The organism is Rhizobium jaguaris (genome assembly GCF_003627755.1).
GTDB classification, from domain to species: Bacteria; Pseudomonadota; Alphaproteobacteria; order Rhizobiales; family Rhizobiaceae; genus Rhizobium; species Rhizobium jaguaris.
On record NZ_CP032694.1, the window covers coordinates 607944 to 634577 of the forward strand.

The following is a 26634-nucleotide window of genomic DNA, read 5'->3' on the forward strand; positions in this document are numbered from 1 at the left end:
CAATAGGCGATTTCCAAGGATAACCCGATGCATATCGAACATCTTCTCGCCGAGGTCCGTATCCTGGCCGAGCGTTTTTCTCCGATAGCGGCCCGTGGCAAGATCTGCGGCGAGGGCGATCCGCCGGATTGCGAATCCGATCGCGGGCTCCTCAATATCGCTCTTTCCTGCAGCCGGATTTCCGACATCAGCTCGAACATCGCCAAGGCAGGCTATTGGGAATGTGAACGGGAAATGTTGATGCAGATCGGCGCCCAATCGCGAAACATATTATATAGCATAAACGAACTCAGACGGTCGCTTGAGCTGCCGCAGCCCTAAAACTGCCGATTTCTGCATCAACAGCCGTCACGCTTCGTCAACTTTGGCCCGATAGAACTTCCGAAGCTGTTGATTCGGGAAATTTGGCTCGGGCTAAATTGTGAGGATTCGAGCGTAGAATGCCTGTGTCAATCGCCGGGCAAAGAGGCTATAGCGCATGCAGACGAAAAGACAGGCGCGCCGCAAATGGGCCGCGGTCAATGAACAGGATCCCGGTCGGCAGAGCATGGTGACGCATGACATCGATTTTTCCGTCATTCTCGATGTCCCCGCGCTGAGGGCGGAATGCGAGACCCTCGCCAAGCGCCATCGGGACGACAAAGACCAGCGCTCCGCTCTCCTTGCCTTGTTGAAGAAGGCAAGCCAGGAAGGCCGCGAAAAGGCGCGCCGCCTGCTTTCGGAGGACGGAAGCGGGCTCGATTGCGCCTACCGCATTTCCTGGCTGCAGGATCAGATAATCACCGTTCTCTACGACTTCACCGTCGGCCACGTCTATCCGAAGCAGAAAGACAGCTTCGCCATAACTGCCGTTGGCGGTTATGGCCGTGACACGCTTGCGCCGGGCTCGGATATCGACCTTCTCTTCCTCTTCAAGCCGAAGCCCGCGGAAGAGACGCACAAGGCGGTGGAGTTCATTCTCTACATGCTCTGGGACATGGGCTTCAAGGTCGGCCATGCCACGCGCACCGTCGAAGAGTGCATGCGCCAGGCAAAGTCCGACATGACGGTGCGCACCGCCATTCTCGAAACGCGCTATATCTGCGGCAACCAGCCCTTGGCGCGCGAGCTGGAAACGCGTTTCGACAAGGAAATCGTCACCAATACCGGCCCGGAATTCATCGCCGCCAAGCTCGCCGAGCGCGACGAGCGCCATCGCAAGGCCGGCGACACGCGCTATCTGGTCGAGCCTAACGTCAAGGAAGGCAAGGGCGGTCTGCGCGACCTGCATACGCTGTTCTGGATCTCGAAATATTATTACCACGTCCGCGATGCGGCCGAGCTGGTGAAGCTCGGCGTGCTCTCGAAGCAGGAATACCGTCTCTTCCAGAAGGCCGAGGATTTCCTCTGGGCCGTGCGCTGCCATATGCACTTCCTGACCGGCAAGGCGGAGGAGCGGCTCTCCTTCGACATCCAGCGTGAGATTGCCGAGGCGCTTGGCTATCATGCTCGCCCCGGCCTTTCCGCCGTCGAACGCTTCATGAAGCACTACTTCCTCGTTGCCAAGGATGTGGGGGATCTCACGCGCATCCTCTGTGCGGCGCTTGAGGACCAGCAGGCCAAGGCGACGCCGGGTCTGACCGGCGTCATCAGCCGCTTCGCCCATCGCTCGCGCAAGATCCCCGGCACGCTCGAGTTCGTCGAGGATCGCGGCCGTATCGCACTCGCCAATCCGGATGTTTTCAAACGCGATCCGGTAAACCTAATCAGGCTGTTTTTCGTCGCCGACATCAACGGGCTGGAATTTCATCCTGACGCCCTGAAGCGTGTCACCCGCTCGCTGGGGCTGATCGATAACGACCTGCGCGAGAACGAAGAGGCGAACCGCCTGTTCCTCTCCATTCTCACCTCTAAGCGCGATCCGGAACTGATCCTGCGCCGTATGAACGAGGCCGGCGTGCTCGGCCGCTTCATTCCGGAATTCGGCAAGATCGTCTCGATGATGCAGTTCAACATGTATCATCACTATACGGTCGACGAGCACCTGATCCGCACCGTCGACGTGCTCTCGGAGATCGATAAGGGCAAGGCCGAGGAGATCCATCCGCTGGTCAACAAGCTGATGCCCGGCATCGAAGACCGCGATGCGCTCTATGTCGCCGTGCTGTTGCATGACATCGCCAAGGGCCGGGAGGAAGATCACTCGGAGGCCGGCGCCAAGGTGGCCCGCAAGCTTGGCCCTCGTTTCGGCTTGTCGCCGAAGCAGACCGAACTGGTCGTCTGGCTGATCGAAGAGCACCTGACGATGTCGATGGTCGCTCAGACCCGCGACTTGACCGACCGCAAGACCATCATCGATTTTGCGGACCGGGTGCAGTCGCTCGACCGGTTGAAGATGCTGCTGATCCTGACCGTCTGCGACATCCGCGCCGTTGGTCCCGGTGTGTGGAACGGCTGGAAGGGCCAGCTTCTGCGCACGCTCTACTACGAGACCGAATTGCTGCTTGCCGGCGGTTTTTCCGAAGTGTCGCGCAAGGAGCGGGCGGAAGAAGCAGCCAAGGCGCTCGAAAAGGCACTGGGGGACTGGAGCCAGAAGGAGCGCAAGGCCTATGTCAGGCTGCACTACCAGCCCTACCTTCTCTCTGTGCCGCTAGAAGATCAGATCCGCCATACGCAATTCATTCGCCAGACCGACAAATCGGGTCAGGTCCTGGCGACAATGGTGCGGACCGACAGTTTCCACGCCATCACGGAAATCACCGTGCTGTCGCCTGACCATCCGCGCCTTTTGACGGTCATTGCCGGCGCTTGCGCCGCCGCGGGTGCCAATATCGCCGATGCGCAGATTTTCACGACGTCGGACGGCCGTGCGCTCGACACCATTCATGTCAGCCGCGAGTTCGCCGACGACGCCGACGAGCTGCGGCGCGCCGCCACCATCGGCAAGATGATCGAGGACGTGCTTGCCGGCCGCAAGCGCCTGCCGGAAGTCATCGCCACCCGCACCAAGAACCGCCGCAAGAACAAGGCCTTCGTCATTCCGCCATCGGTGACGATCTCCAACAGCCTGTCGAACAAGTTCACCGTCATCGAGGTTGAATGCCTCGACCGTCCCGGCCTTCTGTCTGAGATCACCGCGGTCCTCTCGGATCTGTCGCTCGACATCCAGTCGGCACGCATCACCACGTTCGGCGAAAAGGTCATCGACACCTTCTATGTGACCGATCTCGTCGGGCAGAAAATCTCGAACGAAAACAAGCGAGCCAACATCACCGCGCGCCTGAAGGCGGTGATGGCCGGCGAAGAGGACGAGGTGCGCGAGCGCATGCCGTCCGGCATCATCGCGCCCGCTGCCACGCGGTCGCTCGCCGTTGAAAAGCCCAATACTGAAAAGAAAGCCGGTTCAGCCGCATGAGTCTGGTCAAGAAATTCATCACCGTCGGCGGGGCGACGCTCGGCAGCCGTGTTTTCGGGTTCGCCCGCGAAACGCTGATGGCCGCCGCCCTCGGCACCGGCCCGATGGCCGACGTTTTCTATGCCGCCTTCCGCTTTCCGAACCTGTTCCGTCGCCTTTTTGCCGAGGGAGCCTTCAACGCCGCCTTCGTACCGCTCTTTGCCAAGGAGATCGAGGCGAACGGCATCGATGGCGCCAAGCGTTTTTCCGAGGAGGTCTTCGGCGTTCTCTTCTCGGTCCTGCTGCTGATCACCATCGTCATGGAACTGGCCATGCCGCTCCTGGTGCGTTGGGTCATCGCGCCTGGTTTCACCGACGATGCCGAGAAATTCGACCTGACGGTCCGGTTGGCCGCCGTGATGTTCCCCTATCTCATGTCGATGTCGCTGACGGCGATGATGAGCGGCATGCTGAATTCGCTGCATCATTTCTTCGCCGCCGCCGTGGCTCCGATCTTCCTCAACCTGGTGATGATCAGCGCGCTGTTCTACGCGATCTATTTCGGCGCCGATCCGCTAACCACCGCCTGGTACCTGTCCTGGTCGGTGCTGGTGGCAGGCGTGCTGCAGCTGGCCGTCGTCTATATCGGCGTGCGCCATGCCGGCATCAGTATCGGCCTGCGCTTTCCGCGCTTCACGCCCAATGTCAAGCGGCTCCTGCTTCTTGCCATCCCGGCGGCCATCACCGGCGGCGTCACCCAGATCAATCTGGTGATCGGCCAGGCGATCGCCTCGGGCAAGGAAGGCGCGATCGCCGCCCTGCAATATGCAGACCGCATCTACCAACTGCCGCTCGGCGTCGTCGGCGTCGCGGTCGGAATCGTGCTTCTGCCGGAACTGGCCCGTTCGCTGAAGTCAGGCCATATCAAGGAAGCCGCCAATATCCAGAACCGCTCGATCGAATTCGTGCTGTTCCTGACCCTGCCGGCCGCTGTCGCCCTCTGGCTTCTCTCCGACGATATCATCCGCGTGCTTTACGAGCGCGGCGCCTTTAACCCGAACAATACAACGCTGGTCGGCTCCATCCTCGCCATCTTCGGCCTGGGCCTGCCGGCTTTCGTGCTGATCAAGGCGCTGCAGCCCGGCTTTTATGCCCGCGAAGATACGAAATCGCCGATGCGCTACACGGCGGTCGCCGTCTTCGTCAATTCGGCGCTGTCCATCCTGCTTTTCCCGGTGCTGGCCGAACGCGGCATAGCGCTCGCCGAGGCGGTTGCCGGATGGCTGAACGCTGTGCAGCTCTTCGTCACGCTCTATCGCCGCGGACATCTCGCCTGGGAATGGTCGCTGGCGCGCCGCACCGTCATGCTGCTCGTCTCCTCCGCCGTCATGGGCGGCGTCATCGTATATTTGTCTCATCGCTGGGAGCCGCTTCTGGGATCCAGCTCGACGCTGCTCACCAAGACCGGCGTCCTGGGCTTAGTCATCTTGATGGCGATGGTGGTGTATTTCGTCGTCGCCTTGCTGATCGGCGGCGTGGATTTGGGCATGGTACGCCGCAATTTGAAGCGCAAGCCGGCGCCTTCCTCGCCGGATGCGAAGGTGGTGAATGGGGAGTGATCAACTCCTTCGCCCCGTGAAGCGGGGAGAAGGTGGCTTGGAGCGATCGAACGGAGTGAGATTGGGCCAAGTCGGATGAGGGGCTCTCACCCATGTCCCCGCAGAAGTGCGGTATGCAGGCGCCGCCATTTTTGCGGGTGGCCAGGATAGTCTGCCTACGCCGTACTTTTGTGCCTGGCCCCTCACCCTAACCCTCTCCCCGCAAGCGGGGCGAGGGGACGATTTTTTGCCCAAGGCGGAGAGTTCCCATGTCCCAATCCCTGTTCGTCGTAACCCTCGTCGTCGACGATTACGACCGCGCCAAGGCATTCTATTGCGATTGCCTCGGCTTCGAATGCTTGGCCGACGAAGTGCAGCCGGAGGGCAAGCGGTGGGTGATGGTGAAGCCGAAGGGTGCTGAGGGGGCGGCATTGCTTCTGGCACAGGCCGCCGACAATGAACAGCGTGCCGCCATCGGCAACCAGACCGGCGGCCGCGTCGGCTTTTTCCTCAAGACTGACGATTTCGCCCGCGATCACGCGGCAATGACGGCTAGGGGCGTGCAGTTCCGGGAAGAACCGCGCCATGAGGTCTACGGAACGGTGGCGGTCTTCACCGACCCTTACGGCAACACCTGGGATCTGATCCAGCATTCCGCGTGAGGTACGATCCCGAAAACTATATGGCGGTTTTCAAATAAGATCATGCGAGGCCAAATCCGCGATATAGCCTCTTGATCCCCGCTTGTCAGCCGTGCATAAGCCCGCCGAACACCAGGGGTCGAGCGCGAGCTCGCCCGGGCCCTCCACAAGCCTTTTGAGGAAGACATGACCGAATTCAAGCCGCTCGTATTCTCCGGCGTCCAGCCGACCGGCAATCTCCATCTCGGCAATTATCTCGGCGCGATCCGCAAGTTCGTGGCACTGCAGGCAAACAACGACTGCATCTACTGCGTCGTCGACATGCATGCACTGACCGCCCAGCTCGTGCATGAGGACATGCCGGGCCAGATCCGTTCGATCACCGCCGCCTTCCTCGCCGCCGGCATCGATCCGGAAAAGCATATCGTCTTCAACCAATCCGCCGTGCCGCAGCATGCCGAACTGGCCTGGATCTTCAACTGCGTCGCCCGCATCGGCTGGATGAACCGCATGACGCAGTTCAAGGACAAGGCCGGCAAGGACCGCGAACAGGCCTCCCTCGGCCTCTACGCCTATCCGAGCCTGATGGCGGCCGACATTCTCGTCTACCGTGCCACCCACGTGCCCGTCGGCGACGACCAGAAGCAGCATCTGGAACTGACCCGCGACATCGCCATGAAATTCAACATGGACTACATGGAACACATTCGTCGTGCGGGCTACGGCATCGACATCACCGTCGGCGACGAGCCGGTGCATGCCTATTTCCCGATGGTCGAGCCGCTGATCGATGGTCCGGCGCCGCGCGTCATGTCGCTCCGCGATGGCACCAAGAAGATGTCGAAGTCGGATGCTTCGGATCTGTCGCGCATCAATCTGCTCGACGACGAAGAGAATATCTCCAAAAAAATCCGCAAGGCCAAGACCGATCCGGACGGCTTGCCGAGCGAGATCGCCGGCCTCGCGGGGCGCCCGGAAGCCGACAACCTCGTCGGTATCTACGCCGCCCTTGCCGACAAGTCGAAGGCGGATGTTCTCGCGGCATTCGGCGGACAGCAGTTCTCGGTCTTCAAGCCGGCGCTGGTCGATCTCGCCGTGCATGTGCTCTCGCCGATCACCGGCGAAATGCGCCGCCTGATGGCTGATCCCGGCCACATCGACACGGTTCTACGCGACGGCAGCGCCCGTGCCCGTGCCCGTGCCGAAGTGACGATGAAGCAGGTCCGCGACATTATCGGCTTTATCTATTGACTATCTTGTGAAAGCAGCCCCCGTATGAAACGGGGGCTTGCAAAAGGCCTCGGTCAGGTGTCAGACTTGGGTCATGGTATCAAAACGTCTCTCACGGCTCGAAGGTCATCGCCGCAAGTTCATGGCGGTCATCGACGGCACTCCTGAATGCCAGCGTGCCGTCCATTATGCCGGTCGGCGTGCCAAGAACTCCAATGGCGGCCTTGTGCTCCTTTTTGTGATCCCCGAAGGCGATTTCCAGCAATGGCTGGGGGTCGAGGAGATCATGCGGGCCGAGGCACGCGAGGAGGCCGAGGCGGCAACGGCCAAGGCAGCGCAGATCGTGCGCGAGAATATCGGCATCGACCCGGAGATCGTCATTCGCGAAGGATCGGCCGCCGAGCAGATCAACGCGGTGATCGAGGAAGACCGGGATATTGCGCTCCTCGTTCTTGCCGCCGGTTCGGCCAAGGAAGGACCTGGACCGCTGGTATCTTCGATTGCTGGACGTGCCGCAGCCTTTCCGATCCCCGTGACGGTGCTGCCGGATACGCTGACGAATGAGGAAATCGACGCCCTCAGCTGAGTTCTTTTGGGCTATTTCTTGAGACTCAGTCTCTTGATTAGCGTAGCCAAAAAGCCTATTTTCTTTTGAAATATTCTAAAGTCGGATAGTACAGACGCGGCATAGGCCTCCGCCCGCCGCATGGAGATCAAGATGTTCATTCAAACCGAAGCGACGCCGAACCCCGCAACCCTGAAGTTCCTGCCGGGCAAGGTTGTCATGGAAAGCGGCACGGCCGAATTCCGCAGCGCCGATGAAGCGGAAGTCTCGCCGCTCGCGACCCGCATCTTCGATATCCCCGGCGTCAGCGGCGTCTATTTCGGCTACGACTTCATCTCTGTCTCCAAGGAAGGTCAGGAATGGCAGCACCTGAAGCCCGCCATCCTCGGTTCGATCATGGAGCATTTCATGTCCGGCAAACCGGTCATGGGCGAAAGTTCGGTCCTCTCCGAAGTGCAGGATGCCGGCGGTGAGTTCTTCGATGCGGCAGATGAATCGATCGTGCTGACCATCAAGGAATTGCTCGAAACCCGCGTTCGTCCCGCTGTTGCCCAGGATGGCGGCGACATCACCTTCCGCGGATTTCGCGACGGCAAGGTCTACCTCAATATGAAGGGATCCTGCTCCGGTTGCCCGTCGTCGACGGCGACGTTGAAGCATGGCATACAGAATCTGCTGCGCCATTTCGTCCCGGAAGTGCAGGAAGTCGAAGCCGTCTAAGCATGATTCCAAAAAGTGCATGGCGGTTTTTGGATAAGATCTTGCAGGACCAAACGCGAACGCGTAGTGACGACTCCAAGACACGTCGCTGCGCTATAAGCGCTGTCTTTTCGGAAAAGTTGTGATGATCGTACTGGCGCTCGACACGGCAGGTGTGGATTGCGCTGCCGCTGTGTATGATAGTGGCAGTGATTCTGTGATTGGGGAGGTCACGGAAACGATTGGGCGAGGACATGCCGAACATTTGATGGATGTTGTCGACCGGGCGCTGGCTGAAGCCGATATAGCGCTCGCAGCCGTGGAGCGCGTGGTCGTCACCGTCGGTCCCGGCTCTTTCACCGGCATCCGCATCGGCGTTGCCGCTGCCCGCGGTTTCGCGCTTTCCCTGAACATCCCTGCTGTCGGCGTCACGACCCTCGAGGTCATGGCCGCCGCCGCACGGGAGACGAATCCGGGTAAATCGGTTCTGGCGGCCATCGACGCCAAGCGCGAGGAGATCTATCTCCAGTCGTTCGATGCCGATGGCCAGCGGCTGGACGAGGCGCGCGCCGTGACGATCGATGAAGCACGTGCGATCTCCGATGCTTTCGACGGCGTCGTCACCGGCTCGGCTGTTGCCCGGCTCAGCGACTTGCCGCCGGCAGCGCGGCCTGATGCCTTTCCGATTGCCACCGTCGCCCGGCTAGGCGCTGTCAAGCCTGTCAGCGAAAAGCCGAAGCCGCTCTATCTCCGTGGACCCGACGCCAGACCGCAGGCGGGGTACGCAGTCGCCAGGGTATGACCATGCTTGAATCCTATCTCACCCTGAAAGCCGAATACGAAATTGTCCCGATGCAGTTGCGGGATTGCGCCGAAGTGGCGACTCTGCATGGCGAGCGGTTTTCGCGAGTTTGGGACGAGACGGAGTTTCAAAATCTCCTGTCACAGGATACCACCTTCGGCTTTGTTGCCCGCCAGACCAACGCTATCCTGAAAAAGCCGCTTCCCGGCTTCGTACTGGCACGGCATGCCGCGGGCGAGGCGGAAATCCTGACGGTTGCGGTCAACGCCAAGCTTGGCCGTGCCGGTCTCGGCTGGCGGCTGATGCAGGCGGCGTTGCGCGAGGCGCGCAACCGCGGCGGTGAAGCCATGTTTCTGGAGGTCGACGGCACCAATCAGCCGGCCCTCGGTCTCTACCGCAAGCTTGGTTTTGAAAAGGTCGGCGAGCGTAAGGCTTATTATGTCGATGAAAGCGGCGCGAAATCGACGGCGCTTGTCATGCGCCGCGTTCTTCGCTAGTCCGTTGTTCTAAAGCGCATCGCGATCTCCGGGGATTCGCTCTCTGCGCTTTAGACCTTTGATTTCGCGCATGTCGTTATCCCAAAACCGCTGCGCACCTTTGCGCGACATGCTCTAGATGAATAGACCGAAGACCGTATTCAATGAACGATCCCGTAAAATCCCTTGAGGAGCTTTGTGCCGAGCGCGGTATGCGCATGACGGAGCAGCGGAGAGTCATTGCGCGCATCATCGAGAGTTCCGAGGATCATCCGGATGTCGAGGAACTGCACCGCCGCTCCGTCAAGATCGATGCGAAGATCTCGATTTCGACTGTCTACCGCACTGTGAAGCTTTTCGAGGATGCCGGCATCATCGAGCGCCATGACTTCCGTGACGGCCGTTCGCGTTACGAGACCGTACCGGAAGAGCATCATGATCACCTGATCGATCTGAAGAGCGGCGAAGTGATCGAATTTCATTCGCCGGAGATCGAGGCGCTTCAGGAGCGCATCGCCCGCGAACACGGTTTCAAGCTCGTCGACCATCGGCTGGAGCTTTACGGCATTCCGCTGAAGAAGGATGGGCCGCTGAAGAAGGACGAGCCGCTGAAGAAGGACGAACGCTGAGGTGGCGGCGGTCGTGCGGGAGCGAATGATTTGGTGACCTGGCTGCGCGTCGGCTGTGCTCTCGTCGTGATCTGCGCTGTCAGCCTCGTCCTGCTGCCGCTGCAGATCGTCTGCCTGCGCTTCGATTGGAAGCTCAGGCGCTATCTGCCGCGTTATTGGCATCGCATCGTCTGCTATTGTCTCGGCATTCGTATCAATGTCGTCGGAAAGGTCGAAGACCGCCGACCACTCATGCTGGCCGTGAACCACGCCTCCTGGCTTGATATTCTCGTGCTATCCTCCATCGCCGACGTTGCTTTCATTGCCAAAGCCGAAGTGCGCGATTGGCCGATCTTCGGCCTTCTCGCTGAGTGGCAAAAGAGCGTGTTCGTCGTGCGCGAGCAGAAGCGCAAGACAGGCGATCAGGTGAACGAGATCGCCGAGCGCATGGCGGACGGCGAGATCATGGTCTTGTTTCCGGAGGGCACGACATCGGACGGCAACCGGCTGCTGGAGGTCAAATCCTCGTTATTCGGCGCGGCGGCGGCCGCTTTGCCGAAAGCACCGGATGCCGTTGTTCACGTGCAGCCGGTTGCCGTCGCCTATACGCGCGTCCACGGTATCGCCATGGGCCGCTACTATCGCCCCTTGGCGGCCTGGCCAGGCGACATAGAGCTGATGCCGCATCTCAAGGGTATTTTCGGCTGTGGGGCCATCGATGTCGACGTCTGTTTCGGCGAGGCGGTGGATTATCGTGCCGATACCAACCGCAAGGAGGTCAGCGCCACCGTCGCGCGGCGCATCCGCACCATGCTGGCGAGCCGGTTGCTTGGCCGCGAGATCGCCTGATATTCCGGCAATATTAACTTTTCCATTTTCTCCGGAAGCAAAAGTCACTACATAGCGGCCATGAACAAGGACAGTGCACTTCTCGATGCCCCGCAGCCCGATACTTTAGAGCTTGGTCTGCGCGATGGCTCCAACAGCCGTAAGGTCTTCATCAAGACCTATGGCTGCCAGATGAATGTCTACGACTCGACACGGATGAGCGATGCACTCGCTCGCGATGGCTATGAGCCGACCGAGGACATGGAAGAAGCCGATCTCGTCCTGCTGAACACCTGCCATATTCGCGAGAAGGCTGCCGAAAAGGTCTATTCCGCGCTTGGGCGCCTGCGTGAGATGAAGAAGCGCAAGGCTGCCGATGGCCGCGACATGATGATCGGCGTCACCGGCTGCGTCGCCCAGGCGGAGGGCGAGGAAATCCTCCGTCGTGCGCCCGCTGTCGACGTGGTCATCGGCCCACAGACCTATCATCGGCTGCCGGACGCGTTGCGTCGGGCCAAGGAAGGCCAGCGCGTCGTCGATACGGAATATGCGATCGAGGATAAGTTCGAACATCTGCCGATCGCCGAGACGACGAAGATCCGCGCCCGTGGCGTCACGGCTTTCCTGACAGTGCAGGAAGGCTGCGACAAGTTTTGCACCTTCTGCGTCGTACCCTATACGCGCGGTTCCGAAGTTTCCCGTCCGGTCGCCCAGATCGTCGAAGAGGCTGAAAAACTTGTGGATGGCGGCGTGCGCGAAATCACGCTGCTCGGCCAGAACGTCAACGCCTGGCACGGAACCGGACCTACCGGCGAAGCCTGGAGCCTCGGCGATCTTCTCTACCGGCTGGCTGAAATTCCGGGTCTTGCCCGGCTGCGTTATACCACCAGCCATCCGCGCGACATGGACGACCGGCTGATATCGGCCCATCGCGACCTGCGCACGCTGATGCCCTATCTGCATCTGCCGGTCCAGTCGGGTTCCGATCGCATCCTCAAAGCGATGAATCGGCGGCATACGGCTGCAGAATATCTTGCTCTGATCGAAAAAATCCGCATGGCACGGCCAGATATCGCCCTTTCGGGTGATTTCATTGTGGGTTTCCCGGGGGAGACAGAGGAGGATTTTGCGGATACACTTCGCCTAGTTGGGGAGGTGAACTACGCGCAAGCCTTCTCGTTCAAATATTCGACGCGTCCGGGAACGCCGGGTGCGGAATTGAAGGGCCAAGTGCCGGAAGAAATAAAGGCGGAACGGCTGGAACGGTTGCAGGCGCTGCTTTTGAAGCAGCAGCATGCTTTCGCTGATGCCTGTGTCGGCAAGGTGGTCGACATACTGCTGGAAAAGCCGGGCCGCATGCCGGGCCAGTTGATCGGCCGGTCCCCTTGGCTGCAATCTGTGAATGTTGATGCAAAAGCATCGCAAATCGGTGACATTATCAACGTACGAATCATCGGAACCAGCACGAACAGCCTTTTTGCTGAGTTGCTTTAGGTTCCGGACGAGGCAAAGGAGCCGGACCGCTTGAACGGACAGGAATTGGTTTCTTCTTCATCGCGCCAGCCACGCACCGCGAGCGACGCCAATCACTTCATCCTGACGTTCGAGAACAATCGGTTCGCCAGCGAACTTTTCGGACAGTTCGATCAGAATTTGAAGCTCCTTGAGGAGCGTCTTGGTATCGACGCCCGCGCGCGCGGCAATTCCGTCATCATCACCGGCGATGTGCTGGCCACCAATCAGGCGCGCCGCACTCTCGACTACCTCTATGATAAGCTGCAGAAAGGCGGGCATGTGGAGCGCTCGGACGTGGAAGGTGCGATCCGCATGGCGGTTGCCGCCGATGACCAACTGACCCTGCCGACCATGGAGAAAAAAGCCAAGCTGACGATGGCACAGATTTCAACGCGCAAGAAGACGATCATTGCGCGCACGCCGACGCAGGACGCCTATATCAGGGCGATGGACCGTTCCGAGATGGTTTTCGGCGTCGGCCCGGCCGGTACCGGCAAGACCTATCTCGCCGTCGCCCATGCCGCCCAGCTTCTGGAGCGCGGCGCGGTCGAGAAGATCATCCTGTCGCGCCCGGCTGTCGAAGCCGGCGAGCGTCTCGGCTTCCTTCCCGGCGATATGAAGGAGAAGGTCGATCCCTATCTCCGTCCGCTCTATGACGCGCTCTACGACATGATGCCGGGCGACAAGGTCGAACGCGCCATCACCGCCGGCGTCATCGAGATCGCTCCGCTTGCCTTCATGCGCGGCCGCACGCTTGCCAATGCCGCCGTCATCCTCGATGAGGCGCAGAACACCACCTCGATGCAGATGAAGATGTTCCTGACGCGTCTCGGCGAGAATTCGCGCATGATCATCACCGGCGACCCCAGCCAGATCGACCTGCCGCGCGGCGTCAAATCCGGGCTGGTGGAAGCCCTTCAGCTCCTCAACGGTGTTGAAGGGATTACCATAGTGCGCTTCAAGGACACGGACGTCGTCCGCCATCCGCTGGTGGCGCGCATCGTCAGGGCTTACGATTCGAACTACGCCGCCCCCGTTGAGGGCGGCGAGGCCGATCCGCAGATCTGATGGCCGAACTCGATATGCAGATCAGCGTCGAGGAGGGCGACTGGCCCTCCGAGGAAGAGTTACAGGCTCTGGCCGAGCGCGTGCTGGGCGCGGCTGCGGCCTATCTCGAGAAACACGAGAAGCAGCCCTTTCCGAAAATGGCGTCGGAATTGTCGCTGGTTTTCACCGACGATGCCTCGATCCGTGAGATCAATGCGGAATGGCGTGAACAGGACAAGGCGACCAACGTCCTGTCTTTCCCCGCTTTTCCGCTGGTGCCCGGCGGCAAGCCCGGCCCGATGCTCGGTGATATCATCATCGCCAAAGAGACGGTGGAGCGGGAAGCCGTCGAGCTGGAAAAGAGTTTTGATGACCATCTGACCCATTTGATGGTGCATGGTTTCTTGCATCTCTTCGGCTACGACCATATGAATAATAGCGAAGCCGAAAGAATGGAGGGGCTGGAGACTCGCATTTTGGCGGAGCTTGGCCTATCTGATCCCTATGCGGGGCAGGACCCCATTTGACTTGAACCCTGTCTGATCAGGAACAATGAGCGACTTTACGACAAGACCGGCCGCCGAGGCCAAAGACGGCGCTGAAACCGCCTCCTCCGATGAGGCAGGCAGTAGTAGCGGCAAACGATCACATTCTTCCTTCTGGGCCCGTGCTGCGCGTATTCTGCGCCCAGCTCAAGGATCGGCGCGCCTGCGCGAGGATCTCGCCGACGCGTTGATGACCAGCGCTACCGATGACGATGCCTTCTCACCGGACGAGCGGGCGATGCTGCACAATATCCTCCGCTTCCGCGAGGTACGCGTCGAGGACGTGATGGTGCCGCGCGCCGACATCGAGGCGGTCGACCAGAATATCACCATCGGCGAGCTGATGATCCTGTTCGAGGAGAGCGGACGCTCGCGCATGCCCGTCTATGCCGAAACGCTCGATGATCCGCGCGGCATGGTACATATCCGCGATCTCCTTTCCTATGTCGCCAAGCAGGCGCGCAACAAGCGCCGTGGCAGCAATGGCAAGGCGGCAGCAACCGCTGCGGCGTCCGCCTCGGCTGCCGGCCCGGCTGAAAAGCCGTCGCGCTCTGCCAAGCCGAATTTCGATCTTTCGCGGGTCGACCTGCAGAAGACATTGGCCGAAGCCGGCATCATCCGGAAAATCCTGTTCGTACCGCCCTCCATGCTGGCGTCCGATCTGCTCCGCCGCATGCAGGTCAACCGTACGCAGATGGCCCTGGTCATCGACGAGTACGGTGGTACCGACGGCTTGGCTTCCCATGAGGACATTGTCGAAATGGTCGTCGGCGACATTGACGACGAACATGATGACGAAGAAGTGATGTTCAAGCGCGTCTCCGAAGACGTTTTCGTCGCCGATGCCCGCGTCGAGCTGGAAGAGATTGCGGCCGCCATCGGCCCAGATTTCGACATCAGCGAGCAGGTGGACGAAGTGGATACGCTCGGCGGCCTGATCTTCTCCGCGCTCGGCCGCATCCCGGTGCGAGGCGAGCTCGTCCAGGCGCTGCCCGGCTTCGAATTTCACATTCTCGATGCCGATCCGCGCCGCATAAAAAAGGTTCGTATCACCCGCAAGCGTCACGCCTTGCGCCGTCGCCCGGCCAAGGCGGAAGGCGAGGGTGGCGCGCTCGAACGCGACCTGCCGTCGCTGGATACGCTTCCGGACGAACCTTCGGCTGAACGGAACAGCGCCAGCCAATGAATGGCGCTTCAACAGGACAAATCGCTGCTTTTTTGAAAGACTGCGGCCAATTGATTCGCAGTTTGGACGGAGCGCGCGCATGGAACGGCTTTCGGGCAGGGTAATCCTCGTCTGGGGTTTCAAGCGCGCATTTCTAGCCATCCTCGCCGGAGCCATTGGTGTGCTCGCGCTGCCGCCCTTCGGCTTCTTCGCGGCGATGTTCGTCTCCTTCACGCTGCTTGTCTGGTTGCTGGATGGCGCTGCTGCTGGTCCCGATAGCGGCTTCCTGGGCCGCCTCTGGCCGGCTTTTGCCATCGGCTGGCTGTTCGGATTCGGTTATTTTGTCGCCGGTCTGTGGTGGCTTGGCCATGCGCTTCTGATCGACGCCGATCAATTTGCCTGGGCGCTGCCGTTGGCGATTCTCGGTCTGCCGGCCTTTCTGGCAATCTTTTACGGTGTGGCGGCAGCGCTAGCCCGCTTGCTCTGGTCTGATGGCATGGGGCGTATTGCCGCACTCGCCTTCAGTTTCGGGCTGCTGGAATGGCTGCGCAGCTTCCTTTTTACCGGCTTTCCCTGGAATGCCATCGGCTATGGCGCCATGCCCATACCGTTGATGATGCAATCCGCGCATGTGATCGGCGTGCTCGGCGTCACCCCACTTGCCGTTTTTGTCTTTGCCGCTCCAGCGCTGCTCGGAACGCGTCAAGGCCGGGTACCGGGGATCGGGCTCGCCGTGCTCATCGCCGCCGCCCATTTCGGTTATGGCTATTATGCGCTCAACCTGCCGGAACCAGCAGCCGGCGGCAAGCCGGCGCCGGTGGTGCGCATCGTCCAGCCGGCGATCGATCAGGAAACCAAGATGGATACGGATGCCGATCGCGCCGCCATCTTCGACAAGCATCTCTCGCTTTCGGTCCAGCCGCCGGCACATGGCGGCAAACGGCCCGACATCATCGTCTGGCCGGAAACCGCTATCCCCTTCATTTTGACGGATAATCAGGACGCGCTGACCCGCATTGCCGACCAGCTCGACGACGATCAGATCCTGATCACTGGTGCGGTACGCGTCGAGGATATGGGTCCCGGTCTTGAGCCGCGCTATTACAATTCGATCTATGTCATCGACGGACGAGGCCAAATTATCGGTGCCTCCGACAAGACCCATCTCGTGCCTTTCGGCGAGTATGTGCCCTTCGAAAACATCCTCGGCTATCTCGGAATTCAGAATGTCATCGAGCTGCCAGGCGGCTTTTCAGCGGCCGCCAGCCGGCAGTTGCTGACGCTGCCAAGCGGCATCAAACTCTACCCGCTGATCTGTTACGAGATCATCTTTCCGAACGAAATGACACCGGAGATCCGGCAGGCCGACGCCATTCTGAACGTTACGAACGATGCCTGGTTCGGCGACACACCTGGTCCGTATCAGCATTTCCTGCAGGCACGGGTGAGGGCTGTCGAACAGGGGCTGCCGCTGATTCGCAGCGCCAATACAGGAGTGTCCGCCTATGTCGACGCTCACGGACGTTTGATTTCCGGAATTGATTTTAGTCAGCAAGGATTCGTAGACGCCACTTTGAGTAGCGCAACCGTGTCGCGAATCGACGATAGCGTACGAAAAGCGTACTTCTGGTTGATTGTAGGGGCGGTCGGTATAATCGCTGTGATTTCACGCATGGGTTTTATTTCAAGGGCGAATTGACCAAAAAACCCTAAAATTGCATAGTGGTTGCTGTCCGCCTTTTGAACGTAAAATACGGGCCGAGTGGGCGTCGGCTGCAACGTGGCGTTATAGGGGTGGTTAAGGGCACCGGATGGCAGGACCTGAATTCAACCTATGTTAGGGCTATATGATGATTGAGAACAAAAAAAAGCCAAACCCTATCGACATCCATGTCGGTAGCCGCATCCGCCTCCGCCGCACCATGCTGGGCATGAGCCAGGAAAAACTTGGCGAGAGTCTTGGAATCACTTTCCAGCAGATTCAAAAATATGAGAAGGGTACCAACCGCGTTGGCGCCAGCCGTCTTCAGAATATTTCCAGCATTCTTAACGTTCCCGTTTCCTTCTTCTTCGAGGATGCTCCGGGTGAACATGCAACCACTGCCGGCGGTATGGCCGAGGCCTCCAGCTCCAACTACGTGGTCGACTTTCTCTCTTCCTCCGAAGGCCTCCAGCTCAACCGCGCTTTCGTAAAGATTTCCGACGGCAAGGTCCGCCGCAAGGTGGTGGAACTCGTCAAGGCGCTCGCAGCCGAAGCCGACGCGGAATAAGCGTTTCGAAGCTGCGCTGCAGCGGCAAAGTTGAAAGGCGGTCATTTTGGCCGCCTTTTGTATGTTTATGGCAAAATTTTATCACTTTTGATGAGATATAAAGATATATTTATGTCCTTCTACGACTTGTTTTTCCGGCTCGACGCGAATATCAAAAGCGAAGATTTGTTCTTTGAGGGGAATCCCACATGCGCGCGAATTATCTGTTCACCAGTGAGTCTGTTGCCGAAGGTCACCCGGATAAAGTCTGTGACCGCATCTCCGACGAAATCGTCGATCTGGTCTATCGTGAAGCGGCAAAGACCGGCGTGAACCCCTGGGGCGTGCGCATTGCCTGCGAGACCCTTGCCACCACCAACCGCGTCGTCATCGCCGGCGAAGTTCGTTTGCCGCCGAGCCTGATGAAGAAGGACAAGGACGGCAAAGACGTCATCAATCCCTCGAAATTCAAGGCCGCGGCCCGCCGCGCTATCAAGGATATCGGCTACGAGCAGGACGGTTTCCACTGGAAGAAGGCGCGCATCGACGTTCTCCTGCATTCGCAATCCGCCGACATCGCCCAGGGCGTTGACAACGCTGCCGACCAGCAGGGCGACGAAGGTGCCGGCGACCAGGGCATCATGTTCGGCTACGCCTGCCGTGAAACGCCGGACCTCATGCCGGCGCCGATCTACTATTCGCACAAGATCCTGCAGCTGCTCGCGACCGCCCGTAAGAAGGGTGACGGCGAAGTCGCCAAGCTCGGCCCGGACGCCAAGAGCCAGGTGACCGTTCGCTACGTCGACGGCAAGCCGGCCGAGGTGACCTCGATCGTGCTTTCCACCCAGCATCTTGATGAAAGCTGGGATTCGAAGAAGGTCCGCGCCGTCGTCGAACCCTATATCCGCGAAGCTCTCGGCGAGCTGAAGATCGCGGCTGATTGCAATTGGTACATCAACCCCACCGGCAAGTTCGTCATCGGCGGCCCGGATGGTGATGCGGGCCTGACCGGCCGCAAGATCATCGTCGACACCTACGGCGGTGCTGCTCCGCACGGCGGCGGTGCCTTCTCCGGCAAGGACACGACCAAGGTGGACCGTTCCGCGGCCTACGCTGCGCGCTACCTCGCCAAGAACGTCGTTGCCGCCGCTCTTGCCGACCGTTGCACGATCCAGCTTTCCTACGCCATCGGCGTTGCCCAGCCACTGTCGATCTATGTCGACCTGCACGGCACCGGCAAAGGCGTCAGCGAGGACCAGGTCGAAGCGGCGATCCGCAAGAACATGGACCTGTCGCCGACCGGCATCCGCCGCCATCTCGACCTCAACAAGCCGATCTACGCGAAGACTTCGGCTTACGGCCATTTCGGCCGCAAGGCGGGCCGCGACGGCTCGTTCTCCTGGGAGCGCACCGACCTCGTCAAGGCGCTCAAGGAAGCGGTGAAGACCCGGGAAGCTGCATGATCGATACGGAGCGCCGGTCGCGGGCGACGGAAGCATTCTTCGGCCGGCGCAAGGGAAAGGCCTTGCGCGGCCAGCAGGCCGAAAGGCTGGAAGCGCTGCTGCCGCGATACCTTGTCGACCTCTCCGCGCCGGCGCCGCGGCCGCTGAATGAGCTGTTTCCGGTGCCGACCGAACGTCTGCGTCTGGAAATAGGCTTCGGCGGCGGCGAGCACCTGATCCACCGGGCGCTGGAATATCCGGCGACCGGCTTCATCGGCGTCGAGCCCTTTGTCAACTCCATGCAGAAACTGCTTGCCCGCGTCGACGAGACTGGCGCGCGCAATATCCGCGTCTACAATGACGATGCCACGCAATTGCTGGATTGGCTGCCGGACGCGTGCCTAGACCAGATCGATCTGCTCTATCCCGATCCATGGCCGAAGAAAAAGCACTGGAAGCGCCGTTTCGTTTCACAGGTGAACCTCGACCGCTTCCATCGCGTCCTGAAACCGGACGCCCTGTTCTGCTTCGCGTCCGATATCGATACCTATGTCAACTGGACGCTGCAGCATTGCCATGCCCATGGCAGCTTCGAATGGATGGCGGAAAACGCGGCTGACTGGCTGACGCCTTACGAGGGGTGGCCGAGCACACGTTACGAGGCGAAGGCCCGGCGTGAAGGGCGATCCTCGGCCTATCTGACGTTCAAGAGGATTTGAGCGGTCGTCCGCTGCCCGCGATCGGGTTGCAACGCCGGTTGATGCGGTGGGATCGCGGTACGAGCAATTGCCGATTTCGCACCTTTTCCGCATCCGGTAATCGGATTTGATCCAGCTGCGACAGCCGAGGATCGCCTGTCGTTATCGACTCAGGACAAGAGCAACAATTCAGCGGGCGTAAAAGCGCGACGCTGAATGCCAATTCGATGGCTCAATGTAAGCTGACCGTCTTCAGCTCGTCCTCGGCTGCCTTATAGAAGGTGCTGGACCGGTTGTCGGTCAGAAGGATCGGGGTGCCGTCTGCGCCGAAGAGCGCCCAGAGGTCGACGTTAGGATCGATTTCCGGGGCCTCGGGAAAGCAACGGGAAACTTCGTCCGAATGCATCTTTCTCACATAGGCAACCTCGCCAGAACCAATATTGGCGAGTTCGGATTGGGTCAGGCGGGCAGTGGCTTCTCTCAAAAGCATATTCGTACCTCCAGCAGGAGAGACCAGCGGCAATCAGCCGTTGTCTTACTGTGATACCGAAATGTTAATTTTCTTCACCATGCGGTCCGGCTCCGGCCGAATGAGATCGACCGACAGCAGGCCGTTCTTCAGCACGGCGCCAAGCACCTGCATGCCGTCGGCCAAAACGAAGACGCGCTGAAATTGGCGGGCCGCAATGCCGCGGTAGAGATAATCGCGTTCCTCATGCTCCACCTGTCGCCCGCGGATCAAAAGCTGGTTTTCTTCCGTGGTGATATCGAGCTCGTCTTCCGAGAAGCCGGCAACCGCAAGCGTAATACGCAAGCGCTCAGGCTCGCCAGACACCCGGTCGGCGCGCATGCGTTCGATGTTGTAAGGGGGATAGCCGTCACTGGCCTTGGAAATCCGCTCCAGCGTCTTTTCCATGGTATCGAAGCCCAGAAGCAGTGGGCTGGCAAAGGGAGTCGTCCGGCTCATTGTCTCAAGTCCTTGGTAGCAAGCGACCTTTCCGGACCTGATCTTTCAGCACCCGGCTCGTTATAATATGGGAGCAGGGGCAGGGTAGTGCAAGGAGGCAGGGCTTTCGCATTTGCGAGATTGATGTAGTGCGAAAGTGTGAATTGTGGCGTGGCATGCGGCTGCTTGACAAAGCTCAACCGGGCTCGCATCAAGACCTGCCGATGTGCACCGGAGGAAACGACTGACATGACAGAGCCCAGAAAAATTATCATCGATACCGATCCCGGCCAGGACGACGCCGCCGCGATTTTGCTCGCCTTCGGGAGCCGCGACGAGATCGACGTGCTCGGCATCACTGCGGTTGCCGGCAATGTGCCGCTGCGGCTGACAAGCCGCAATGCCCGTATTGTCTGTGAGCTCTGCAATCGTCGGGATGTGAAGGTCTTCGCCGGTGCTGACGCGCCGCTCAAGCGCAAGCTGGTTACCGCCGAACACGTCCACGGCAAGACCGGCCTCGATGGCCCCGATCTGCCGGAACCGACCATGGACCTTCAGCCCACCCATGCCGTCGATTTCATTATAGAGACGCTGCGTAACGAGCCCGCGGGCACGGTCACGCTCTGCACGCTCGGTCCGCTCACCAATATCGCGCTCGCCTTCCGGAAGGCGCCCGACATCGCAGCTCGCGTCCGCGAGCTGGTGATGATGGGCGGCGGCTTTTTCGAGGGCGGCAACATCACACCGGCCGCCGAATTCAACATTTATGTCGACCCCGAGGCTGCCGATATCGTCTTCCGCTCCGGTGTGCCCATCGTCATGATGCCGCTCGACGTGACCCATCAGCTTCTGACCCGCAAGGATCGCGTGGCGCAAATCGCGGCAATCGGTTCCGCCCCGGCCAGGGCCATGGTCGAGATGCTGGAATTCTTCGAGCGCTTCGACATCGAAAAATACGGCTCCGATGGCGGCCCGCTGCACGACCCGACCGTCATTGCCTATCTGCTGAGGCCGGACCTGTTCAAAGGCCGTGATTGCAATGTCGAGATTGAGGTCACGTCGGAGCTGACCGTCGGCATGACCGTCGTCGACTGGTGGCACGTCACCGACCGCAAGCACAACGCCAAGGTCATGCGCTTCGTGGACGCCGACGGCTTCTTCGCGCTGCTGACAGAGCGCTTTGCGCGCATCTGACGTTTGCGCCGCAGGCTAAAAATGAAAAGGCCGCCGGATCGCCCCGGCGGCCTTTCTTGTTTGTAATTTGCCGGCTCAGAATTCTTGCCATTCATCCTGCGCAAGCGCATTCGCGCCCTGCGTCTGCGGCCGTGGTTTGCGAACCGGTGCGGCTGCTGGCGCGGCGCGGCGGGCAGGCGCCGGCGCGCGCATCTGCTGGGCGGTGGCGCGCAGTGCCGAGGCATTGTCCTGGCTGCTATGTGATGTGCGGAAGCGAGCGACAAGAGCCTTCAGCGTCTGAGCCTCGTCGTTCAGCGTTACGCTGGCGGCGGTGGTTTCTTCCACCATCGCGGCGTTCTGCTGCGTCACCTGATCCATCTGGTTCATGGCCGAGTTGATTTCCTTCAGCCCGATCGCCTGTTCGCTGGCCGAGGCCGAGATCTGGCGGATGAGGCCATTGATCTCCATCACCTGCTCGGCGATCTTGTGCAGCGCATTGCCGGTGCGGCCGACAAGATCGACGCCTTCCTTGACCTGGCCGGCCGAGGTGTTGATCAGGGTCTTGATCTCTTTGGCGGCGTTGGCTGAACGCTGCGCCAATTCACGCACCTCCTGTGCCACGACGGCAAAGCCCTTGCCGGCTTCGCCGGCGCGGGCAGCTTCGACGCCGGCGTTCAGAGCGAGAAGGTTGGTCTGGAAGGCGATCTCGTCGATGACGCCGATGATGCGCGAGACCTCCTGCGAGGACTGCTCGATGCCATGCATGGAGGCAATCGCCTTCTGCACGATCTCGCCGGAACGTCCGGCATCCTCGGAGGCCGCGCTGACGCTGCTGGCAGCCGTGCGGGCATTTTCGGCGCTGGAATTGACCTGGGCCGTCAACTGGTTGAGCGCAGCGGCGGTTTCCTCCAGGCTTGCCGCCTGCTGCTCTGTGCGGCGGGCAAGGTCGGAAGCACTGTTGCTGATCTCGCCGGTGCCGCTGCCGATATTGCCGACGCTGAGGTTCATTGTGTGAACCGTCTCTTCCAGGCTGGCGAGCGCGGCATTGAAGTCCTGCTTCAGCTGGGCGTATTCGCCGGGGAACTCCTCTGCGATGCGGTATCCGAGATTGCCCTTTGAAAGCTCGGCCAAGCTCTGACCGAGAATGGTGACGATGCGCCGCTGCAGCGCCACGGTTTCACCGCGTTCCGCTTCCGAGCGGGAGCGCTCGCCTTCGGCGGCACGGCGCTGGTCGTAGGCTTCGGCTTCCAATCTCTTGGTGTCGGCAAGGGCAAAGCGGAAGCCTTCGAGTGCTTTTGCGACCGAGCCGATTTCGTCGGCCCGTGCCTGGCCTTTCACCGGCTCGGCATAGTTGCCGGCGCTGAGACCGTTGACGCTAGCGACCAATCCATCGAGCGGCTTCTGCACGAAAGTGCGTACCGCGGCATAGAGCGCCAGCATGACCGCAGCGAGCACGAGGACGCCGCCGATGATCATCATGTAGGTCTGGTCGCGCACCGGTGCTGCAATGGCACTATGCGGTACGTCGACAAGCACGACCCAGGTGGCGTTCAGCCCCGGCACGGCGAAGGGATAGACCACGCGGTCGAATTGTTCCTCGCTGCCATCGATAACGTTCTTCACAAGACCCGCCGTCGATGAGGTCAATGCTGCCTTGATGACGTCGGCGCCGTCGCCGCTATAGTCCTTCATCAGCAGGTCCTTGTTCGGTGCCACCAGCCACTTGTTATCCTGAGAAACCAGGAGAACACGGCCGGTGCCGAAGGGATGCAGATTCTGCAGCTTGACGGAAAGCGAGGCCAGCGAGATGTCGACGCCGGACACACCGATCAATTTGCCGCCGGACATGACCGGATAGGCGATCGAGCTCATGGTTGTCGGAACATCGGTGCCTTCAGCCATGTATGGCGGTGTGATGGCGCCCTTGCCACTGGTGGCAGCAAGCTTCCACCATGCGGCGGTGTAGTCATTGTCGAAGGTGGTGAATTGGATGCCGCCGTCCTTCGTCTTCGACCAATAGGGTGTGAACGCGCCTTTATCGTTGACGCCTTGGTCTTTGTTGTTGGCAAGTTCGGTTGTCTTGCCGTCGAAGGTACCGAGTTGTTCGCAGAACCAGCTGCCAAAAGCGAAAGCGTTCTGCTCGACATTGGCCTTGAGGATATTGATGATGCCCTTGCGATCGAAGGTATGACCCTCGTGGCCGCGGCCGATGATGGCGGCCATGGAGCGGGCAGCGCTGGCGAGCTCGCCGATATTGGCGGCGATTTCGTTGGAGATGGATTTGGCCTCGCTATTGGCCTGATCCATCGTCAACGTCTGCACGCGATCGCGGGTCTGGGAAATCAGCAGGAAGTTGGAGACGAACAGGACGAGCGCGATCGCTAGCCCAGTGACCACGATGAGCTTGGCCGCAAGCGACTTCATACGAAAGATGGACATCATTTCCTCGAGAGAACGATGCGTCGGATGCACATTATCCGGATGCAAGGTCGGCACAGGATGGCCCCGTCATGGGGCCGCCGCGAAAGCGCCTGCCGCCGCGAGACAGCGACGTACGGTAGGCCTGAGGAGAATGATCGTGAAGCGCAAAAATTTAATTAAATTTCCGCGGCTAGGAATGGCAGGTCTCAAAGATGCGCAGCGACATCGCTGGCAATTGGGATAGACGGCTGTGCGCCTGGCTTCAGGCAAGCCAGCGAACCGGCGACGGCTGCGCGGCGCAGGGCTGCGTGAAAATCGAGACCCTGGTCGAGGCTGGCGGCCAGATAGCCGCAGAAGGTGTCGCCGGCCCCGACAGTATCGACCGGTTCGATGACAAGGCCCTTGGCGCGCGACAATTCGCCATTGCGGATGGCGACGACACCGTCGCCGCCGAGCGTGACGATCAACGTCTGTCCCGTTTCGGCATGCAGGCGGACGAGTGCCGCCTCGCGATCGCTGGACGACATATTCTCCTGGCCTGCCAGCCTTTCGAATTCCGTCTCGTTGGCGATGACGATATCCGCAAGACGTCCGAGCCGCGCAGCTTCGGGAATGAGCGGCGCGAGATTGAGGATAGTGCGGACACCTTTGGCCTTTGCCGCCGCAAGTGCTGTTTCGACGGCAGCAACCGGAATTTCGAACTGCAGCACGAGCGTATCGTTTGGGCTCAGTGCGTCGACGGCGGCCGTCGCGTCCTTGGCCGTCATCGTGCCGTTGGCGCCGGGCACGACGGCGATCATGTTCTCGCCGTCGCCGCCGACCAGGATCAGCGCCGTACCGGTCGGTTCGGAAACATGGCTGACGGTCGAGAGATCGGTACCGGCGGCATCGAGCAGGGCAAGCGCAGGCTCGGCGAAACCGTCACTGCCGACGGCGCCAGTCAGACGCACCGTCGAGCCGGCACGCCGCGCCGCCAATGCCTGGTTGGCACCCTTGCCGCCGGCGGCCGTGGAAAAGCCGTCGCCGGCCACCGTCTCACCTGGCTTCGGTAGACGGTCGGTGGTGGCGATGAGGTCCATATTGATGGAGCCGAAAATGGTAATCATGAGATGTCCCGCCCTGCTAGAGCAATTCCAGGAAAAGTGCGCAGCGGTTTTCCGTCCAGAATTGCAAAAAAACAAAAAGATAGAGCGGTGCTCAGATTCCGTGAAAAGCTGAACCACTCTTGTTGATCTCGCGTGATCCCACCCGAACCACTTTACGGGTTTGGAGATCATGCATTGATTTGGCGCGACACTGCCCGAAGCGGTCAGTCCTCGTCAACCACCCTGAGCTTGAGTTGGCCGGTGCGATTGTCGATCGGTTTCGGCCTGTCCTCGATGGTCGCCTTCGCCGGCTCGCCGGCTGCCTCGAACTCCAGTGCTTCTATCCTTTCGCCGCGGCGTGCCAGCTTGTCGGCGGAGGTGACGATCATATCGACGTCCTTCTGCGCCAGTGCGAAATGCCCCTGCAGCTTGCGAACCCGCTCGTCGAGGCGGGAAAGATCATCCATCAGATGCGCCACTTCGCCTTGGATTACATGCGCCTGCTCGCGCATGCGCTGGTCCTTCAACACCGCCTGGATGACCTGGATCGACAGCATCAGCAGCGATGGCGAGACAATGACAATGCGCGAGCGCTGCGCCTTCTGCACGATCGCTTCGAAATTTTCGTGGATTTCGGCAAAGATCGATTCGGAGGGAACGAAGAGGAAGGCTGTGTCCTGCGTCTCTCCCTGGATGAGATATTTCTCGGCGACATCACGAATATGCACTTCGAGGTCGCGACGGAATTGCTGCGCGGCGAGCTTGCCCTGCTCTGGGCTTGCTGCCGCAGCCTTGCGGATGGCGTTCCAAGCTTCCAGCGGAAATTTGGCATCGATAACCAGCGGCGGCGAGCCGTTCGGCATACGCACGGTGCAGTCCGGCCGCGAACCGTTGGACAGCGTCGTCTGGAAGGCATAGGCGCCCATCGGCAATCCATCAGCGATGATCGTCTCCATGCGCGCTTGGCCGAAGGCACCGCGTGTCTGCTTGTTGGAGAGGATCGCCTGCAGACCGACGACGTCCTTCGCCAGCGACTGAATATTGGTCTGCGCGGCGTCGATGACGGCAAGCCGCTCCTGCAGGCGGCGCAGGTTCTCGTGGGTTGAACGCGTCTGCTCGCCGATCGTCGCCGTCACCCGCTGCGACATGCCGTCGAGCCGCTGGTTGATGGCATGGTTGAACTCCGCCTGCCGCGAGCCGAACACTTCCGCCATGGTGGCGAGCCGGCCTTGCATCTCCGCCTGCGCCCTGAGGAGCGCCGCCATGCTTTGCTCGGCGTCCTCGGCCCGCAGCATATCCTCCTCCGACCGTCGCCCTCTGTTATTGATGACAAGGACGATGACGGCCATCAACAACAGCATGACAAGACCGGTCAAAACCGGGACTGCGGGGATCTCTTGGCCGAAGAGTGCAAAGGACATGATATCGGATACTCGTGGAACTCGTTCCGGCACCATAACAAAAACGTCGAGAATATCTAGATCAAAACGTGAACAAAATTCCACAAGCGCATCGCCGACCTAAAGTC

General features: G+C 60.3%; 25 protein-coding genes. 20 read left to right on the forward strand and 5 right to left on the reverse strand.

The genetic code is table 11. The features are described from left to right. The first annotated feature begins 27 nt into the window (after positions 1-27). The 19 genes from CCGE525_RS03000 to trmB all read left to right on the forward strand — a co-directional run bounded on the left by CCGE525_RS03000 (position 28) and on the right by trmB (position 19502). Entirely contained in the window at positions 28-321 is a 294-nt protein-coding gene (locus CCGE525_RS03000; RefSeq protein ID WP_120702987.1) for a hypothetical protein, read from the forward strand. Positions 322-478: 157 nt separating this feature from the next. Continuing rightward, positions 479-3394: a [protein-PII] uridylyltransferase gene (locus CCGE525_RS03005; protein ID WP_120702988.1), complete on the forward strand. Its 2916-nt coding sequence runs from the start codon at positions 479-481 to the stop codon at positions 3392-3394. Further along, positions 3391-4992 carry a murein biosynthesis integral membrane protein MurJ gene (gene murJ, locus CCGE525_RS03010; RefSeq protein WP_120702989.1) on the forward strand — a complete coding sequence of 534 codons (1602 nt, stop codon included), beginning with the start codon at positions 3391-3393 and terminating at the stop codon, positions 4990-4992. Before CCGE525_RS03005 ends, murJ begins: the two co-directional genes overlap by 4 nt. Positions 4993-5240: 248 nt before the next feature. Further along, positions 5241-5633 carry a VOC family protein gene (locus CCGE525_RS03015; RefSeq protein WP_120702990.1) on the forward strand — a complete coding sequence of 131 codons (393 nt, stop codon included), beginning with the start codon at positions 5241-5243 and terminating at the stop codon, positions 5631-5633. A gap of 165 nt (positions 5634-5798) precedes the next feature. Then, a complete protein-coding gene (gene trpS / locus CCGE525_RS03020) occupies positions 5799-6863 on the forward strand; it encodes a tryptophan--tRNA ligase (protein ID WP_120702991.1) in 1065 nt (354 codons plus the stop codon). Positions 6864-6936: 73 nt separating this feature from the next. After that, complete coding sequence (locus CCGE525_RS03025; protein WP_028751029.1) at positions 6937-7428, forward strand: universal stress protein; 492 nt, start codon at positions 6937-6939, stop codon at positions 7426-7428. Positions 7429-7560: 132 nt separating this feature from the next. Further along, positions 7561-8127 carry a NifU family protein gene (locus CCGE525_RS03030; RefSeq protein ID WP_120706221.1) on the forward strand — a complete coding sequence of 189 codons (567 nt, stop codon included), beginning with the start codon at positions 7561-7563 and terminating at the stop codon, positions 8125-8127. A 124-nt stretch (positions 8128-8251) separates the two neighbouring features. After that, entirely contained in the window at positions 8252-8908 is a 657-nt protein-coding gene (tsaB, locus tag CCGE525_RS03035; RefSeq protein ID WP_120702992.1) for a tRNA (adenosine(37)-N6)-threonylcarbamoyltransferase complex dimerization subunit type 1 TsaB, read from the forward strand. Between the two features lie 2 nt (positions 8909-8910). Next, positions 8911-9405 carry a GNAT family N-acetyltransferase gene (locus tag CCGE525_RS03040; RefSeq protein ID WP_120706222.1) on the forward strand — a complete coding sequence of 165 codons (495 nt, stop codon included), beginning with the start codon at positions 8911-8913 and terminating at the stop codon, positions 9403-9405. Between the two features lie 143 nt (positions 9406-9548). Beyond that, entirely contained in the window at positions 9549-10013 is a 465-nt protein-coding gene (locus tag CCGE525_RS03045) for a Fur family transcriptional regulator (RefSeq protein ID WP_120702993.1), read from the forward strand. Between the two features lie 30 nt (positions 10014-10043). Further along, entirely contained in the window at positions 10044-10841 is a 798-nt protein-coding gene (gene olsA / locus CCGE525_RS03050) for a lyso-ornithine lipid O-acyltransferase (RefSeq protein ID WP_120702994.1), read from the forward strand. Between the two features lie 60 nt (positions 10842-10901). Then, the gene (gene miaB, locus CCGE525_RS03055) at positions 10902-12314 is read left to right on the forward strand and encodes a tRNA (N6-isopentenyl adenosine(37)-C2)-methylthiotransferase MiaB (protein WP_120702995.1); all 1413 of its coding nucleotides are present in this window, start codon (positions 10902-10904) and stop codon (positions 12312-12314) included. Positions 12315-12344: 30 nt separating this feature from the next. Beyond that, on the forward strand, positions 12345-13403 hold the full coding sequence (locus CCGE525_RS03060; protein ID WP_120702996.1) for a PhoH family protein: 1059 nt from the start codon (positions 12345-12347) through the stop codon (positions 13401-13403). Continuing rightward, positions 13403-13909 (forward strand): rRNA maturation RNase YbeY, encoded by a 507-nt coding sequence (ybeY, locus tag CCGE525_RS03065; RefSeq protein ID WP_120702997.1) that lies wholly within the window; start codon positions 13403-13405, stop codon positions 13907-13909. The genes CCGE525_RS03060 and ybeY overlap by 1 nt, the downstream gene beginning before the upstream one ends. A gap of 25 nt (positions 13910-13934) precedes the next feature. Continuing rightward, positions 13935-15113 (forward strand): hemolysin family protein, encoded by a 1179-nt coding sequence (locus tag CCGE525_RS03070; protein WP_120702998.1) that lies wholly within the window; start codon positions 13935-13937, stop codon positions 15111-15113. A gap of 79 nt (positions 15114-15192) precedes the next feature. Next, complete coding sequence (lnt, locus tag CCGE525_RS03075; protein ID WP_120702999.1) at positions 15193-16791, forward strand: apolipoprotein N-acyltransferase; 1599 nt, start codon at positions 15193-15195, stop codon at positions 16789-16791. A 151-nt stretch (positions 16792-16942) separates the two neighbouring features. Continuing rightward, positions 16943-17362: a helix-turn-helix domain-containing protein gene (locus CCGE525_RS03080; RefSeq protein WP_120706223.1), complete on the forward strand. Its 420-nt coding sequence runs from the start codon at positions 16943-16945 to the stop codon at positions 17360-17362. 188 nt (positions 17363-17550) lie between these two features. Beyond that, positions 17551-18804, forward strand: a complete 1254-nt coding sequence (gene metK, locus CCGE525_RS03085) for a methionine adenosyltransferase (protein WP_120703000.1) — start codon at positions 17551-17553, stop codon at positions 18802-18804. Continuing rightward, the gene (gene trmB, locus CCGE525_RS03090) at positions 18801-19502 is read left to right on the forward strand and encodes a tRNA (guanine(46)-N(7))-methyltransferase TrmB (RefSeq protein ID WP_120703001.1); all 702 of its coding nucleotides are present in this window, start codon (positions 18801-18803) and stop codon (positions 19500-19502) included. The genes metK and trmB overlap by 4 nt, the downstream gene beginning before the upstream one ends. Before the next feature lie 211 nt (positions 19503-19713). On the opposite strand, the gene CCGE525_RS03095 is transcribed toward trmB, so the two are convergent. Further along, entirely contained in the window at positions 19714-19971 is a 258-nt protein-coding gene (locus CCGE525_RS03095) for a BQ00720 family protein (protein ID WP_120703002.1), read from the reverse strand. Positions 19972-20016: 45 nt separating this feature from the next. Next, entirely contained in the window at positions 20017-20448 is a 432-nt protein-coding gene (locus CCGE525_RS03100; protein ID WP_120703003.1) for an Hsp20 family protein, read from the reverse strand. 228 nt (positions 20449-20676) lie between these two features. Between CCGE525_RS03100 and CCGE525_RS03105 the strand changes: the two genes are divergently transcribed. Next, the gene (locus tag CCGE525_RS03105) at positions 20677-21621 is read left to right on the forward strand and encodes a nucleoside hydrolase (RefSeq protein ID WP_120703004.1); all 945 of its coding nucleotides are present in this window, start codon (positions 20677-20679) and stop codon (positions 21619-21621) included. Positions 21622-21696: 75 nt separating this feature from the next. Here the strand turns inward: CCGE525_RS03105 and CCGE525_RS03110 are convergent, their stop codons facing one another. From CCGE525_RS03110 to CCGE525_RS03120, 3 genes are all read right to left on the reverse strand, one after another. After that, positions 21697-24039, reverse strand: coding sequence for a methyl-accepting chemotaxis protein (locus CCGE525_RS03110; RefSeq protein ID WP_120703005.1), 2343 nt, complete (start codon positions 24037-24039; stop codon positions 21697-21699). A 188-nt stretch (positions 24040-24227) separates the two neighbouring features. After that, a complete protein-coding gene (locus CCGE525_RS03115; RefSeq protein ID WP_120703006.1) occupies positions 24228-25127 on the reverse strand; it encodes a ribokinase in 900 nt (299 codons plus the stop codon). Between the two features lie 203 nt (positions 25128-25330). Continuing rightward, positions 25331-26527 carry a DNA recombination protein RmuC gene (locus tag CCGE525_RS03120; protein WP_120703007.1) on the reverse strand — a complete coding sequence of 399 codons (1197 nt, stop codon included), beginning with the start codon at positions 26525-26527 and terminating at the stop codon, positions 25331-25333. Between the last annotated feature and the right edge of the window lie 107 nt (positions 26528-26634).